Source organism: Dietzia papillomatosis NBRC 105045 (genome assembly GCF_001570845.1).
Lineage (GTDB): Bacteria > Actinomycetota > Actinomycetes > Mycobacteriales > Mycobacteriaceae > Dietzia > Dietzia cinnamea.
Genome location: NZ_BCSL01000017.1, coordinates 29,327 through 44,842, shown reverse-complemented (window position 1 = coordinate 44,842; position 15,516 = coordinate 29,327). Strand labels below are relative to the sequence as shown.

Genomic DNA, 15,516 nt, shown 5'->3' with positions numbered 1-15,516 from the left:
GCGCGACCCGCCCGGAGTCAGGCCAGCATCTTGTAGGCGTGGACCGCGCCGTCCCGGCGCTCGTAGAGGATGTCGCCGATCTGGGACAGGCCGGTCACGTCCTCCCCGCCCCCGGCAGGGGGTCCGCCCCCGACAGAGGGTTCTCCGCCCGCGCCCTCACCGGGCGTGATGGGCACCTCCGCGGTCCCGGCCCCCGTGTCGTGCTCGAGGACGCGGAAGCCACCGGCGACGGGCATCAGGACCCAGTCGCGCGCGGTGGCGACGTCGGGGTCGGGCGACCAGCCCCCGGTCAGGCCGGGTCCGGTGGTCACCGGGGTCGTCCAGGAGTGCGCGCCGGTGACGGCGGAGAAGGCGTGTGTGCCGGTGCCGTCGAACCAGCGCGCCTGCGTGTCGTCGCGGGCCACGGTCCGCGGGTCGGGCTTGACGGCGGGCTCGGCTGGCAGCGGCAGGACCGGGGCGTAGTCGCGGGGGCTGGTGAACCACTCGACCGCCCAGGCGCCGCCCCGATCCGTGAGGGCGAGGACGCCGTCGTCGCTGACGTCGATGATCCACAGCCCGTCGGCGCCCGTGGTGTCGGAGGCGATCTCCTCGGGCTTGCGACTGTCCTCGGGCACCGTCTCGGACAGGGTCAGCCGGGCGGAGTCGTCGCCGGGGCAGCGTTCGGCCACGGCGAAGCGCTCGTCCGTGAGGTCGGCGGTCCCGAGGGTGCAGCCGGTGCGCGGCTGCATGCCCGCCTCCTGCGGCGCCGCGACGGCCCCGTACTCGACGGTGCGGACGAGGTCGTCGCGCCAGATCTCGAGCCGTTCGGGGCTGGACGCGAGGGCGTGCCGCCAGGTCGAGGTGAGTTGCATGGTGTCGGGGAAGGCGCTCTGGCGGGTACTGCTGTATTGCTGGCTGGTCGGGTCGAGCGCGGTGACGTCGCTGCACCCGGCCGCGCCGTCGAAGGCGGCGGCGAGGATGTCGGCGTAGAACGTCGCCGCGCAGAGGGGCCCGGCGTGGGAGTAGGACCACGCCTGCTCTCCGGAGCCGGCGTCCCGGCCGACGAGCGTGCCGTCGTCGGTGACGGTGACGAGGTTGCCCTTGGTGGTCAGGGGCGCGCCCGAATCCGCCGACGGGTGCGACCACAGGGCCCGGAGCGACGTGGGGGGCGCGGTGGCGGGTCCGTAGACGGGCTGCCCGGCGTCGGCGGCGGAGAAGTCCGAGCGGGCGGCGCTCCCGGTGAGGAGGACGACCCCGGCCGCCACCGCCATGGCGACGGTGATGACGGCCGCGGTGACCAGGTCGCGCCGGGTCCGGCGTTCGGAGGGCACGCCCCGGCGCGGCCGGCGGCGGCCGGCGGGGGCGTCGTCGGATGCGCGCACGTGTGGCCTACGTGGTGCGGACGGGCGGGTCAGTCCCGGCCGTCCTGATCCGGCGACGACGACGAGGGCCGGCGACGGCGACGGCGGCGCCGCGCGGGGGCGTCCCCCGAGGGGGCGGGGGAGTCCGCGTCACCGGACGCGGTGGGGGAGTCGGCGGCGGGGGCCGGCGTCGAGGGCCCGTCCTCTCCGGACCTGCCGCCGCGGGTGCGCCGGCGCGCGGGCCGCGATCCGGAGCCCGACTCGCGGCCGGACCCGCGCGTGCCACGGTCCTCGGTGCGGCGGCCGGACCCGGTGCCGGTGGGGGCGCCGATCCGCCCTCCGGCGCTCTCGGGGATCCCGAGGTCGCTCCGCAGGTGGGCGGAGGTGGAGTAGGTCTCCGCCGGCTCGCCGAAGTCCAGCCCGAGGGCCTTGTCGATCAGTCCCCACCGGGGCAGGTCGTCCCAGTCGACGAGCGTGACCGCGACGCCGGTGCGCCCCGCGCGGCCGGTGCGGCCGATGCGGTGGACGTAGGTCTTCTCGTCCTCGGGGCACTGGTAGTTGATGACGTGGGTGACGTCGTCGACGTCGATGCCGCGGGCCGCGACGTCGGTGGCGACGAGGACGTCGACGTCACCGGTGCGGAACGCTTTGAGCGATTTCTCGCGCGCACCCTGTCCGAGGTCGCCGTGGATCGCGCCCACGCGGAAGCCGCGCTCGGCGAGGTCGTCGGCGAGCTTCTGGGCGGTGCGCTTGGTGCGGCAGAAGATCATGGTGGCCCCGCGGCCCTCGGCCTGCAGGATGCGCGCCACGACCTCGGGCTTGTCCAGCGAGTGTGCCCGGTAGACGTGCTGGGTCGTGTTCTCGTGGGTCGCGCCGGAGTCGGCGGCCTCGGCGCGGATGTGCGTGGGCTTGGTGAGGAACGTGCGGGCCAGGGTGATGATCGGCCCCGGCATGGTGGCGGAGAAGAGCATGGTCTGCCGCTTCTCGGGCACCATACGCAGCAGCTTCTCGATGTCCGGCAGGAAGCCCAGGTCGAGCATCTCGTCGGCCTCGTCCAAGACCAGGGCCTCGACCTTGCCGAGCACGAGCTTGGACTGGTTGGCCAGGTCGAGCAGGCGCCCGGGGGTGCCCACGACCACGTCGACGCCCTTTTCGAGAGCCTCGGTCTGCTGCTCGTACGGGGTGCCGCCGTAGATCGCGAGGACCTTGAGGGGGCGGGTGCCCGAATCGGTGGACGCGGTGAGCCCGGTGGCGGCGATCTTGAGGTCCTGGGTGACCTGGATGCACAGCTCGCGGGTGGGCACGATCACCAGCGCGCGGGGCGTGCCGTCGAGCTCACGGGTGGCCTCGCCGGTGGAGATGCGGTGCAGGAGCGGCACGCCGAACCCGTAGGTCTTGCCCATCCCGGTGCGGGCCTGACCGATGAGGTCCGAGCCGGCCAGGGCGAGCGGCAGGGTGAGTTCCTGGATGGCGAACGTGTGGGTGATGCCGCGCTCGGCGAGGGCGGTGACGATCTCGGGTCGGACGCCGAGCTCGGCGAAGCTGGGGGAGGAGTCGGAGGACGGGGCGTCGACGACCGCGGTCGTCGTGGCCATGCCGTCTACGTCTTCTGTGGTGACATCTGTGGTGGACAGGGCGGTGCCTTTCTCGTCTCGCGCGCGGATGGTGTCGGGCCGTCGGAGTTCGGCCTCGCGAGCGGGGCGCGCGCACATTTCCACGGGACCCGCCGTACCCGACGCCGGTGTGGCCGGGCGCGGAGAGTGGTCCACGTGCGCCCATCCTATCCCGTGCCGCCGCCCCGGGCGGGGCTCGGGCTAGCCTGGGTCGCACGCATCATCGATGACGGCGTGACATGCGCCTACGACGAGAAGGGCAGGCACCGTGGAGGTCAAGATCGGCATCGCCGACAGCAACCGTGAGCTCGTGTTCAAGACCGGGATGGAGCCCGACGACGTGCACAAGCGCGTCGAGGCGGCCCTGACCGCGGACGCCAAGGGGATCCTCGAGCTCGAGGACGAGAAGGGCCGTCGCTACCTTGTGTCGACCGACCGGGTGGCGTATGTGGAGATCGGCGAGTCCGCCCGGCGACCGGTGGGCTTTTTGTCCTGACGCCGGCGACCGTCCGTCCGCCGACCGTCCGCCGAGCGTCCGCGCTCCCGGGCGGGCGGGCCGCGCGCGGCTCGGGGTCAGGCCTCGGGTGCGGGCCGGTCACCGCCGTGGCGCGGGATCTTCGACAGGCCGCCCCAGCACAGGGTGACCGTGGTCGAGACCGCGTCCTCGCGTGGGATCGGCCGACCGGCGTCGAGCCAGTGGCCGGCGCTGACCCGGCTGGCGCCGACCAGCCCGACGGCGAGCAGGCGCGATCGGTGCACGTCGAGGCCGGAGTCCCCCCGCACCAGGTCGTGCACCGCGTCGATGCACCCCTCGGTGGCCCGGTCGAGTTCGCGGCGGACGTCCTCGTCCCCGGACTCCGAGTAGAAGACCAGTCGGAAGCCCCGGGTGTCGTTGTCGGCGTAGGCGAAGAACGTGTCGACGGCCGCCTCGACGCGGCGGCGGTTGTCGGAGGTCGAGTCGAGCGCGGCCCGGATCCGGCCGAGCAGCGCGTCCACGTGGTGGCGCAGGACCTCGATGTACAGGTCCCGCTTGGAGTCGAAGTGCTGGTACAGCACCGGTTTGGACACCCCGGCGAGGACGGCGATGTCGTCCATCCCGGAGGCGTGGAAGCCCTGCTCGACGAACACCGTTCCGGCGGCGTCGATCAGCTGGCTTCGCCGCGCGCCGCGGGGGAGCCGGGCCGCTCGGGCGCGTCCCGGGGCGGCCGGGGCCGGTCCGTCCGGGCTCGTCATCTGGTGGCTCCTTCTCCGCCCGGGCGAGAGTCGACAGCCGACCGGGTCAGACGGACAATACCTGCACCTGTGGAGTGCGGCGGGACGCGCCTCACCCGGTATGTGGGATCGTGGAGACCGTGATCGGCAGTGGCCGATCGTCAGCGGACGTGGAGGTGTACGGATGAGCGACGGCCGTCGTCGGACGCCGGCCGGTGCGGAACCCGGCGCGCGTCAGCGGGCACCGTACTACCCGCCACACGGTGAGCCGCTGCGCGCGCCGTGGGACCCGGAGGAGTCGACCCCGGGGCGCCGCCGGTCGGTGCCCGGGTCCCGGGACCACCTGCGCAAGCAGACGCCGGTCGGGCGGTTCTTCGCCACGTGGGGCTGGCGCGCGTACGCGATCCCGGTGCTCGTGGTGCTCACCGCGCTCGTCATCGCCGACGCCGTCGTCTCGCCGGACGCGCAGCCGGACGACGGGGCCGTGCGGGCCCGGGAGACGCCGGCGATCGTCGGTGCGCCCGCGGCCGGCGAGGTGCCGCCCAGCGGCGAGCTGCCCGAGGGCGGCCCGTTCGTCGAGGCGGCCGGTGGGGAGTTCCGGCTCGTGCCCGGCGGGACCGACCCGGTCGGGCGGCCGACGGCGGAGCAGTTCACCTACACGGTGGAGGTCGAGGACGGGATCGACACGGTCGACTTCGGCGGGGACGACTCGGTCGCCCGGATGATCGACGCGACCCTGGCCAACCCGAAGAGCTGGACGGCCGACGGGGCCGTCGCCTTCCAGCGCATCACCCGCGGCGAGCCCGCGTTCCGCGTCTCGCTGACCAGCCCCATGACGGTCCGCGAGAACTGCGGGTACGACATCGAGCTCGAGGCGAGCTGCTACAACTCGGCGACGGGGCGCGTGTACCTCAACCTCGCGCGCTGGGTGCGGGGCGCGCGGTCGTTCGAGGGCGACATCGGCTCCTACCGGCAGTACCTCGTCAATCACGAGGTCGGGCACGCGATCGGCTTCCCGGCGCACGAGCCGTGCCCCGCGGACGGCGCCCTGGCGCCGATCATGATGCAGCAGACGTTCGGGGTGAACAACAGGGAGATCCACCGGTTGGATCCCGAGGGCGTGGTCCCGGACAACGACGACACGTGCCGGTACAACGCGTGGCCGTTCCCCGACGGCGCGCCGGTGGCGGGATGAGCGGCGTGGGCGGGTCGGCGGACCGGTCGCTGCCGCCGCTGGTGGACCCGGTGTCCGAGCTGAGCGCGGAGGAGAGGGCGCGGTACTCGCGGCACCTGTTGCTCGGGGCGATCGGCGACGAGGGGCAGCGGCGTCTGCGCGCCGCGTCGGTGTTCGTCGTGGGCGCGGGTGGCCTGGGCGCGCCGGTGCTCATGTACCTCGCCGCGGCCGGCGTCGGGCGGATCACGGTCGTCGACGACGACGAGGTGGACCTCGGCAACCTGCACCGGCAGGTGATCCACTCCGTGGCGGCGGTCGGCCGGCCGAAGGTGGACTCGGCGCGGGACCGGCTGGCCGAGTTGGCCCCGGAGGTCCGGGTCGACGCGGTGCACGCCAGGCTGGACGCGCTGAACATCGGCTCTCTGCTCGAGGGACACCACCTGGTGATCGACGGCAGTGACAACTTCGCGACCCGCTACCTGGTCTCCGACGCGTGCGAGATCGCCGGGATCCCGCTCATCTGGGGGACGATCGACCGGTTCCGGGCACAGCTCGCCGTGTTCTGGTCCCGCCCGCCCGCACCGGCCGAGGCGGTGACCCTGCGGGACCTGTACCCGGCGCCGCCGCCCGCGGGCTCGGTGCCCAGCTGCGCCGAGGCCGGGGTCGTGGGTGCGCTCTGCGGCACGGTCGGGTCGATGATGGCGATGGAAGCCGTCAAGCTCGTCACCGGGGCGGGGCGGCCCCTGCTCGGTCGTCTCGTCCTCATGGACCTGCTCGAGTCCACCAACCGGACGGTCACGGTCCGCCCGGACCCGTCGCGCGAGCCGGTCACCGAGCTGCCGGACGGCGCCGGGGACGTCTCCTGCGAGCTCCCGGATCCCGGGCTGCCGGAGGTGCCGACCGTATCCGCGACCGACCTCGCGGCGGAGCTGGCCGCGTCGGGCCCGACAGGGTCGCCCGGGCGTCCCGACGCGCCGGCCCCGGTCCTGGTGGACGTCCGTGGCGCCGGCGAGAGGTCGATCGCGAGGATCGACCCGTCCGTGTGGGTGCCGCTGGACTCGGTCGCCGAGGTCGCCGGGGACCCGACGGGCGTCCTCGGCCGGGCGGCCGAGCGCGGTCCGCTGGTCGTGTACTGCAAGTCCGGGGTCCGGTCGGCGCGTGCGGCGGCGACCCTGTCCGCCGCCGGTTTCCCCGGCGTCCGGTCGCTCGCGGGCGGCATCGAAGCGTGGACACGCGACGTGGACCCGTCCCTGCCCGGGTACTGACGACCGGGGTGGGTACCGTGGTCGGCGTGAACGACGTGACCGTCCCCGAGCACGTCCGCGGCGCCTTCGGCGTGGCGGACGGCACGGCCTCCCCCGTGGTCGCCGGTTCCGGCACGGGCTGGCTGATCCCCGCGCCGGGCGGCGCCGTGGTGCTGCGCCCCGTCGCGGACACGGCACTGGCCAACTGGTCCGCCCGGGTGCGGGAGGAGCTCGACGTGACCGGGCTGCGTGTCTCGCTGCCGGTGCGGTCGCGCGACGGCCGGCACGTTGTCAGCGGGTGGCGCGCCGACCGGGCCGTGTCCGGTCGGCCCGAGGCACGGGCGGACGAGACCATCGCGTGGTCGGCCAGGATCAACGCCGCCCTCACCGAGGTCGAGCGACCCCGGCTGGTTCGTCGGCCCGCCACGCGACCGTGGTCCGAGACCGACCTGTTCTCGTTCGCCGAGGCCGCCGCCTGGGACGGCGATCCCGAACACGATCTGGCGCCCGGGATGGAGGACCGGGGCACCCCCTTCGCCACGCATCGCGCGGCCGCCCTGCTCGGGGCCACCGGACTCATCCGGCACCGGCGCCCGGTCACGGTCCCCGGCGCGGGCGTGGTGCACGGTGACCTCGCCCGGGGCCTGCTCTTCGACGCCTCCGCCGAGCCGGCGCTGTCCGACGTCGTGCCCTACGCACGGCCGGCGTCGTGGTCGGCGGCGGTCGTCGCCGTGGACCACCTATCCTGGGGAACGGTCGACGCCGGCGTCCTCACACGGTGGCGGCACCTCGAGCACTGGCCCCAGATGGTCCTGCGGGCGGCGGTCTTCCGTCTCGCGGTGCACGCGCTGCACCCGGGATCGAGGCCCGCGGCGATGGACGGGCTCCAGGCCATGGCCCGGCAGGTCGGCGAGTTCGTGGCGGACACCGCCGCGTGAACGCCCGCTCCCCGCGGGCTGGATCCCGCCGTGGCGCCGTCACGTTCCCGCTCGTCGCGTTCGTCGGCGTCGTCCTCGTCTCGCTGAACCTGCGCACCGCCGTCACCTCGCTCAGCCCGCTGCTCGGGGTGATCGACGCCGAGATCGGCCTCGGTGCCGCCGGCATGGGCCTGCTCGGGATGATCCCCACCCTCATGTTCGCGGTCTGGGGTGTGCTCACGCCGATGGTCCTCAGGCGGGTGGGCCTCGAGGTGCTCACCGTGCTGGCGATGATCGCCGCCGCGGTGGGGCAGGTGATCCGCGCCCTCGCGCACGACCCGTGGCTGATGGGCGCGGGGTCGCTCGTCGCCCTGGCCGGGATGGGCATCGGCAACGTCGTCGCCCCGCCCCTGGTCAAGAAGTACTTCCCCCGGCACGTGGCGGCCGTGAGCATGGCCTACATCACCGGACTGCAGCTGGGCACGGTGGTGCCGGCGCTCGCGGCCGTGCCCGTCGAGGAGGCCGCCGGGTGGCGGGTCTCCATCGGCTGGTGGGCGGTGCTGGCGGTCATCGCTGCCGTGCCGTGGGTCGTCGAGATCCTGCGCCCGGGCACACCGACCGACGCCGGCGCGCCCGCCACCGGCGCACCGACCGGCGATCCCCGGCCCGCCACCGGCGAGGCGTCCGCGGGGGGCGGCGTCGGGGCGGCGACCGCGACCGCGCCGGCGCGCCGCATCCGCCCGTGGCGCTCGCCCGTCGGCGTGGCGCTCGCCCTGTTCTTCGGCACGAATTCCCTGTGCACGTACGCGTTCTTCACGTGGCTCCCGGCCGTGGCGGAATCGATCGGCATGACACGCGCCGAGGGCGGCCTCGCCCTGGCGGTGTACTCGGCGATCGGACTCGTCGCCGCGCTGGCCGTCCCCTACATCGCGGGCCGGTTCGAGGACCCGTACGCCGTCGTCGTCGTCTCCGTCGTGTCCTACCTGGGGGCCTTCGCCGGCCTGCTCTGGGCGCCCGACCTCGCCCCGTGGCTGTGGATCTGCCTCCTCGGCGTGGGGCCCAGCACGTTCCCGCTCTGCCTGACCCTGATCAACCTCCGCACCCGCACCCAGGCCGGCTCGGCCGCGCTGTCCGGCTTCTCCCAGGGCGTCGGGTACACGGCCGCGTGCCTCGGGCCCATCGTGTTCGGGGTGCTGTTCGACGGTCCCGGGCTGGCGTCCGGGCTGGCGTTCCTCACCGTCGTGCTGCTCCTCATGCTGATCGTGTCGCGGACCGCGTGCCGGCCGAACATGCTCGAGGACACCCTCCGCTGACGGTCGGCCGTCGTACCGGACCGGTCACTCCGGGCGGGGGTGCGATGTCGGAGTCGTGTGGTCTCATCGAGCCGTGACAGCGCCCGCCCCCACTCCATCCGCCCCCACCCAGCCCACCAACGGACCCGGCCGGACCTGGCCGGCCGGTCTCGACGACCTCGTCGGCCGTGACTGGACCGCCGCCCGCGCCGGCCGGCAGGACCGGTGGGTCGTCCGCGGCGGCCCGGGCAGCGGCAAGACCTCGCTGATCGTCGACGTGGTCCGCGCCGCGGTGGCCGGCGGTGTGGGGATGGACGGCGTCCTCGTGCTCACGGGGTCGGCCACCGCGTCCGCGGCGCTGCTCGAGGAGGCCACCCGCGGGATGCCGCCGGAGCTCGTGGTGGGCACCGACGCGCCGGTACGGACCGTCCACTCGCTCGCCCACGCCGTGGTGCGGCTCGCCGCCGCCCGGGCCGACGCCCCGCCGCCGAGGCTGCGTACCGGTGCGGAACACGACGCGCTGGTGCGCGAGACCCTGCTCGGTGAGCTGTCCGACGGGGCGCCGCACTGGCCCGAACAGATGCGCCCCGCGCTGTCCACGGTCGGGTTCGCGCGCGAGCTGCGCGACTTGCTGCTGAGGTCGCTCGAGCGGGGGATCGGGCCCCGCGAGCTGGCGCGGCTCGGCCGCACGGCGGGCCGGCCGGCGTGGGTGGCGGCCGCGGGCTTCTTCCGCCGGCACGAGGAGCAGATGGCCCTGCGGTCGGGCGTGCGGGGCGCCCAGGCGGACGTGCCGGAGGCCCTCAACGCCGCCGAGCTGGTGGGCGCCGCGCTGGATGCGCTGACGGCCGACCCGGAGCTGCGCGAGATCTTCCGCTCCCGGCGCCTCGTGGCCGTGGACGACGCCCATCACCTCGATCCGCTGGTCGCGGAGTTCGTCGCGACGGTGGGCGGCGGCGCCGACGTCCTGCTCGTCGTGGAGGACGGCGACCAGTCGGTCTTCCGGTTCCGCGGCGCCGACGGCGGCCTGGCGCGCGCAGTGATCGAGCAGGGCGGCCGCGCGGTCGACCTCCCGGTCGGCCACCGCATGTCCCCGGCCGTCACGGCGGTCGCCGCGCGGATCGCCTCCCGCCTGCCCGGGGCCGCCCGCCACCGGCCCCGCGAGGCGCACCCCAGTGAGGCGCACGGTGGACCGGACGGGAAGGTGGGCGTCGGCGTGGCCGGGTCGGCCGCCTCGGAGGCCGCCGTCGTCGCCGACTTCCTGCGCCGCCGGCACGTCCTGGACGGTATCGACTACGGCGAGATGGCAGTGGTGACCCGCTCGCTGCCGCGTGTGGCCGACGCCCTGCTGGCCGCGCTCGACGCCGCCGGCGTCCCGGTGGTCGACGCCGGCGCCGAGATCCCGCCGGCCCACGACCCCGTCGCCTCGGCTCTGTTGCTGTTGGTGCGCTCGGCGCTCGAGGGCGCCGACGGCAGCGACGCCGAGCGGGTCCTGGCGCTCCTGTCGGGGCCGATCGGCCGCGCGGACGCCGTGGCCATGCGTCGTCTCCGTCGCGGACTGCGCCGCTCGGGGATCGGCGGGACAGAACCCAGCGCCGAGACCCTGCGGCGTCTCGTCCTGGCGGACGAGGACGATCTCCCGCCCGGGCTCACCGCCGTCGAGCTCGCCCCCGTCACCCGGGTCCGCCGCGCGCGCCGGGCCGTGCAGGCCGAGCTGCGGGCGGGAGGGACCGCCGAGGAGGTCCTCTGGGCCGCGTGGACGGCCTCCCGGCTGGAGCGCCGCCTCGTCCGGCAGGCGGTGGCCGCCGATCCCTGGTCGCGATCCGCGGACCGGTCGCTCGACGCGGTCGTGTCCCTGTTCGACCACGCCGCCGACTTCGTGGACCGGGTCCCCGGAGGCTCCGTGGGACTGTTCTGCGACGTCGTCTCCGGCGAGGACCTGCCCGCGCCCCGGCGCGCCGACACACGCGCACGGGGGGGCGCGGTGAGCGTGCTGTCCGCGCACGCCGCGGTGGGCCGTCAGTGGCGTGCGGTCGCGGTGTGCGGCGTCCAGGACGGTGTCTGGCCTGCGCCCCGCCGCCGGTCCGGCCTGCTGGGAGTCGACGAGCTGGTCGACCTGACGGAGATCGCCGGGGACGGACCGGTGCCGTCAGAGGCGGAGCGGGCCGTGTCCTCCGCGGCCGCCCGGTCGGCCGAGGAGCGCCGCCTGTTCTACGTCGCGTGCTCCCGCGCCAGCGAGCACCTGCTCGTCACCGCCGTGGAGTCGCCCGAGGAGGGCGACGTCGCCCCCTCCCGCTTCATCGACGAGATCGCCGACCTGGCGACCACCGCCACGGCGGTCGCGTCCCCCGGCGCCCCGGTGGGTCCGTCCCGCCACGCGCCCACCGTGTTCTCCCTGCCGCATCTGGCGGTGGATCTCCGGGCCGCGCTTCACGACCCGTCGACAGACCCCGCCGACGCGCGCCATGCGGCCGGCCTGCTCGCCGGCCTCCGCGACGCCGGGGTGGGGGAGGCGGACCCCCGCACGTGGTTCGGCGCCACCGAACCCTCCACGGACGCGCCGCTCACGCCCGACACCCCCGACCGGCCGGTCGCGGTGCTCTCGCCGTCCGGATTCGGGGCCCTCGAGGAGTGCCCGCTGCGGTGGTTCCTGCAGTCGGTCGGGGGAGACTCCTCCGACGCCGGATCGGCCGCCCCGCTCGTGCGGGGATCGGCCGTGCACGCCCTGACCCAGGCCGTGGAGGGCGGTATCGACGAGGACACGATCCGCTCGACCGTCCGCCGGCGGGCCGAGGCGCTGACCCTGTCCCGCGGGTGGTTCGCCGAGCGCGGGGCCGAGACGATGGTGGAGATGGCCGAGACGTTCCGCAGGTGGCGCTCGTCCACCCGCGACGAGTACACGACCGCCGCGGTCGAGGAGCCGTTCGAGTTCGACGCCGGCGGCGGGGTGCGCGTCCGCGGGCGGATCGACAGGCTCGAGGCGACCTCCGCGGGGCAGGTCGTCCCCGTCGACGTGAAGACCTCGGCCGCGGCGGCCAGCAAGAAGGACGCCGCGGTCAATCCGCAGCTGGCCCTGTACCAGCTCGCGGTCGCCCGGGGGGCGGTGGCCGCCGCGGGCGGTCGCGAACCCGGAGGCGGGCTCCTGCTCTACCTGGCCGGCCGCGAGGGCCGGATGCCGACCGAGCGGGTGCAGGACCCCCTCGGGACCGACGGCGCCGAGGCCCTGGTCGATCGCGTTCAGGAGGCCGGCCGCGCGACCGTCGGCCCCGGTTACACCGCGCGCGTGGGCCGGTGGTGCGAGCACTGCAGCGTCAGGTCCAGCTGCCCCGCGCAGTCCGAGGGGAAGCAGGTGAGCGGGTGACCGCGTCGATAGACCCCGCCGCCATCGCCGACGCGCTCGGCATTCATCGACCCACCCCCGAGCAGGCCGAGGTGATCGCCGGGCCGACCGAACCCACTCTCGTGCTGGCCGGGGCGGGCGCCGGTAAGACCGAGACCATGGCAGCCAGGGTCGTGTGGTTGGTGGCCAACGGATACGCGCGACCGGGGGAGATCCTCGGCCTGACCTTCACCCGCAAGGCCGCCCAGCAGCTGTCCAGACGGATACGCCGCCGCCTGGACGCGCTGGCCCGCAGCGCGCTGTGCTCCGGGCCCGGCGCGGACCCCGCGATCGCCGAGGCGATCCGCACCGAGGACCCGCAGATCTCCACCTATCACGCCTTCGCCGGCACGCTGCTCGGCACCTACGGACTGCTCGTACCGGTCGAACCGGACTCGAGGCTGCTCACCCCCACCGCCGCTTTCCAGCTCGCCCACGACGTCGTGTCGAGGTGGGAGAGCCCGCTGACCACCGCATCCAACCCCGGCACCGTGACCCGCGACGTGCTGGCGCTGGCCGGGCAGTTGTCCGACCACCTCGTCACCACCGACGACCTGCGCTCGCACCCCGACCTGATCACGACCCTCATCGCGACCCTCCCGCCCGGGCCGCGGCAGAAGGCGACTCCCACCGCGTGGCTCGGGAGGACTGCCGAGATCCAGGGTCACCGGGAGGAACTCGCTGACCTGGTGGACGCGGTCGCCACCCGCATGCGAGCCGAGACGGCGCTCGACCACGCCTCCCAGATGGCCCTGGCCGCCACCGTCGCCCGAGACCACCCCCAGGTCGGGCTCGCCGAGCGCCGCGCGTTCCGCGTGGTGCTGCTCGACGAGTACCAGGACACCGGGCATTCCCAGCGGGTCCTTCTGTCGTCCCTCTTCGGCGCGGGGGCCGACCCGGCCCCGGCCGTGACCGCCGTCGGTGACCCCATGCAGTCCATCTACGGGTGGCGGGGGGCGTCGGCGTCCAACCTCGACCGCTTCCGCGAGGATTTCCCGCTGCAAGGGGGGCGGCCCTCGCACCTGCGGGAACTCACGACCTCGTGGCGCAACCCACCGGAGGTCCTCGCGTTGGCCAACCGGATCACCGCGCCGCTGCGCGACCGACCCGGATCCGTCCCGGTGCCCGAACTTCGGGCCCGGCACGGAGCCGCGCCCGGCGACCTCAGGGTCGCGCTGCTCGATACGGCCGAGGACGAGCGCGAGTGGCTCGCCGACACCCTCGCCGACCGGTACCGCGCGGCGGAACAGGCCGGTCGCGTGCCGACCGCGGCGGTCCTCGTGCGTCGCAACGGCGACTCCGCCGCCATCGCCGAGGCACTGGAGGCCCGCGGCCTGCCGGTGGAGATCGTCGGCGTCGGCGGGCTGCTCGACGTGCCCGAGGTCGCCGACGTCGTCGCCCTGCTCACCGTGGTCGCACGCCCGGGCGCCGGACCCGGTCTGCTGCGACTGCTCAGCGGCTCCCGGTTCGCGCTCGGCGCGGCCGACCTCGCCGCCCTCGCCCGACGCGCGTCCCGGCTGTCCCTGCGCAGGCCCCCGACGGCCACCGGGGCCGTCTCCGACCCCCTCGAACTCGACGACCTCCTCGACGCCCTCGCCCGCGGCGAGGAGACGGACTCGGCCGGACTGGCCGACGCGCTCGCCGATCCGGGCCCGGAGGACCAGTACAGCCCCGCCGGCGCCCAGCGGATCAGCGAACTCGCGGCCATCATCTCCGGGCTCCGCGCCCGCGCGTCCGCGCCGCCCGCGCGGCTCGTCGCGGCCGCCGAACAGGCCCTCGGGCTCGACGCCGAGGTCCGCCTGCGCCAACGCGCCGGCGGTGGCGAGGCCCGCGAACAACTCGACGCGCTCCAGGAGGTGGCCGCCGGCTTCCGGCCCGAGCGCGGAACCGGGCTGGACGCGTTTCTGGGGTACCTCGACCTCGCCCGCTCCATCGACGGCGGGCTCGCCCGCGGAGAGGTCGCCTCCACACCCGGCCGGGTGCAGATCCTCACCGTCCACTCCGCCAAGGGCCTCGAATGGGAGATCGTCGCCGTGCCGCACCTGGCAGAGGGCGTCTTCCCCTCCGGCCAGCCACCGCAGACCTCCGTCCGCGCCGCGACCCAGCTGCCCGAGCAGCTGCGGGGGGACCGCGAGACCGAGGACAACCCCGGAGGGGTGCCGGTCCCGCGACTCGACGGCGTGACCGACCGCAAGCTGCTGGAAGAGGCGCTGGGGAAACACATCAAGCGCGTCGAGCGGCGCTCGCTCGACGAGGACCGCCGACTGTTCTACGTCGCGGTCACCCGGGCCGAGCAGACACTGCTGCTGTCCGGATCGCACTGGCTGGGATCGGCCACCACGCCCAAGGGGCCGTCGGAATTCCTGAAGGACGTGCTCGACGCGTGCGGGGGAGAACCACCGCTCGGGGTGATCGACCACCTCGTCGTCAAACCCTCTCCCACGAATCCGGCCACCGCGGGCACCGTCGAGGCGACGTGGCCCCGCGAGGCCGCGCCCGACCGCCTCGCCGCCGCGCGGGCGGTGGAGGCGGCCACACCCGTGGACCCGGAGGCCCAGGCGCCACCGGAGTCGGGGCCCGCCCGGCGCTGGCACCTGGCCGCGGCGTCCCTCCTCGCCGACGCGCGGCGGGCCGCGCAGCGCCGCGACGAGGTCCACCTCCCGCGCCGTCTCACCGCCGGGGAGATCGTCGCCATGGCGACCGACCCCGCCGAGTTCGCCGACCGCCTCCGCAGGCCCGTGCCGTTCCGCCCGGACCGGTTCGCGCGGCGCGGCACCAGGTTCCACGCCTGGCTCGAGCACCGCTACGGCGCCACCCACCTGCTCGACATCGACGACCTGCCCGGCGCCGGTGACCAGGGTGCCGTCGACGGATTGTCCGAGGCGGACCTCACCGCCCTCCAGGAGGCGTTCGAGGCGTCGCGGTGGGCGCGGATGACGCCCGAGGCCGTCGAGGTGCCCTTCGAGGTCGGCCTGGGCGGACACCTCCTGCGCGGCCGGATGGACGCCGTGTTCGCCGACGGCGACGGATGGATCGTCGTGGACTGGAAGACCGGGCGCGTGCCCGCGGAGCGGGACATGCCCGCCGTCGCCCTCCAGTTGGCGGTCTACCGGTACGCGTGGGCGCAGGTCGTGGGGGCCCGCCTGGGAAGGACCGTCGAGCTGGGCTCCGTCCGCGCCGCGTTCCACTACGTGCGCTCCGGCCGGACCATCGAACCGGCGGACCTGCCCGACGCCGAGGAATTGCTGCGTATCCTCTCCGAGGGCCCCGGCCGGGGTCGGTTGTTGTCCGACAGCGATCGATAGGCGACGATTCTCCTCGATGACGGCGGGCCCAGCGGGGGTCCTC

The 15,516-nt window shown here is 75.0% G+C and carries 10 protein-coding genes; 7 read left to right on the top strand and 3 right to left on the bottom strand.

Going from position 1 to position 15,516, the window contains the following annotated elements; all coding sequences use genetic code 11:
- Positions 1-17: 17 nt before the first annotated feature.
- Positions 18-1,361, bottom strand: coding sequence for an Rv3212 family protein (locus DPA01S_RS07900; protein ID WP_061915248.1), 1,344 nt, complete (start codon positions 1,359-1,361; stop codon positions 18-20).
- 29 nt (positions 1,362-1,390) lie between these two features.
- Positions 1,391-3,004: a DEAD/DEAH box helicase gene (locus DPA01S_RS07895; RefSeq protein ID WP_061915291.1), complete on the bottom strand. Its 1,614-nt coding sequence runs from the start codon at positions 3,002-3,004 to the stop codon at positions 1,391-1,393.
- A 217-nt stretch (positions 3,005-3,221) separates the two neighbouring features.
- Between DPA01S_RS07895 and DPA01S_RS07890 the strand changes: the two genes are divergently transcribed.
- The gene (locus DPA01S_RS07890) at positions 3,222-3,449 is read left to right on the top strand and encodes a DUF3107 domain-containing protein (protein WP_061228031.1); all 228 of its coding nucleotides are present in this window, start codon (positions 3,222-3,224) and stop codon (positions 3,447-3,449) included.
- A gap of 77 nt (positions 3,450-3,526) precedes the next feature.
- On the opposite strand, the gene DPA01S_RS07885 is transcribed toward DPA01S_RS07890, so the two are convergent.
- Positions 3,527-4,186, bottom strand: coding sequence for a TetR/AcrR family transcriptional regulator (locus tag DPA01S_RS07885; protein WP_061228030.1), 660 nt, complete (start codon positions 4,184-4,186; stop codon positions 3,527-3,529).
- A 163-nt stretch (positions 4,187-4,349) separates the two neighbouring features.
- Between DPA01S_RS07885 and DPA01S_RS07880 the strand changes: the two genes are divergently transcribed.
- The 6 genes from DPA01S_RS07880 to DPA01S_RS07855 all read left to right on the top strand — a co-directional run bounded on the left by DPA01S_RS07880 (position 4,350) and on the right by DPA01S_RS07855 (position 15,473).
- Entirely contained in the window at positions 4,350-5,360 is a 1,011-nt protein-coding gene (locus tag DPA01S_RS07880; RefSeq protein ID WP_083961812.1) for a DUF3152 domain-containing protein, read from the top strand.
- Complete coding sequence (gene moeB, locus DPA01S_RS07875; protein WP_061915286.1) at positions 5,357-6,604, top strand: molybdopterin-synthase adenylyltransferase MoeB; 1,248 nt, start codon at positions 5,357-5,359, stop codon at positions 6,602-6,604. The genes DPA01S_RS07880 and moeB overlap by 4 nt, the downstream gene beginning before the upstream one ends.
- 26 nt (positions 6,605-6,630) lie before the next feature.
- Positions 6,631-7,521: a TIGR02569 family protein gene (locus DPA01S_RS07870; RefSeq protein ID WP_063935684.1), complete on the top strand. Its 891-nt coding sequence runs from the start codon at positions 6,631-6,633 to the stop codon at positions 7,519-7,521.
- Positions 7,518-8,813, top strand: coding sequence for an MFS transporter (locus DPA01S_RS07865; protein ID WP_061915243.1), 1,296 nt, complete (start codon positions 7,518-7,520; stop codon positions 8,811-8,813). The genes DPA01S_RS07870 and DPA01S_RS07865 overlap by 4 nt, the downstream gene beginning before the upstream one ends.
- A 73-nt stretch (positions 8,814-8,886) precedes the next feature.
- Positions 8,887-12,150 (top strand): UrvD/REP family ATP-dependent DNA helicase, encoded by a 3,264-nt coding sequence (locus DPA01S_RS07860; protein WP_232303064.1) that lies wholly within the window; start codon positions 8,887-8,889, stop codon positions 12,148-12,150.
- Complete coding sequence (locus tag DPA01S_RS07855) at positions 12,147-15,473, top strand: ATP-dependent helicase (RefSeq protein WP_061915237.1); 3,327 nt, start codon at positions 12,147-12,149, stop codon at positions 15,471-15,473. Before DPA01S_RS07860 ends, DPA01S_RS07855 begins: the two co-directional genes overlap by 4 nt.
- Positions 15,474-15,516: the final 43 nt, after the last annotated feature.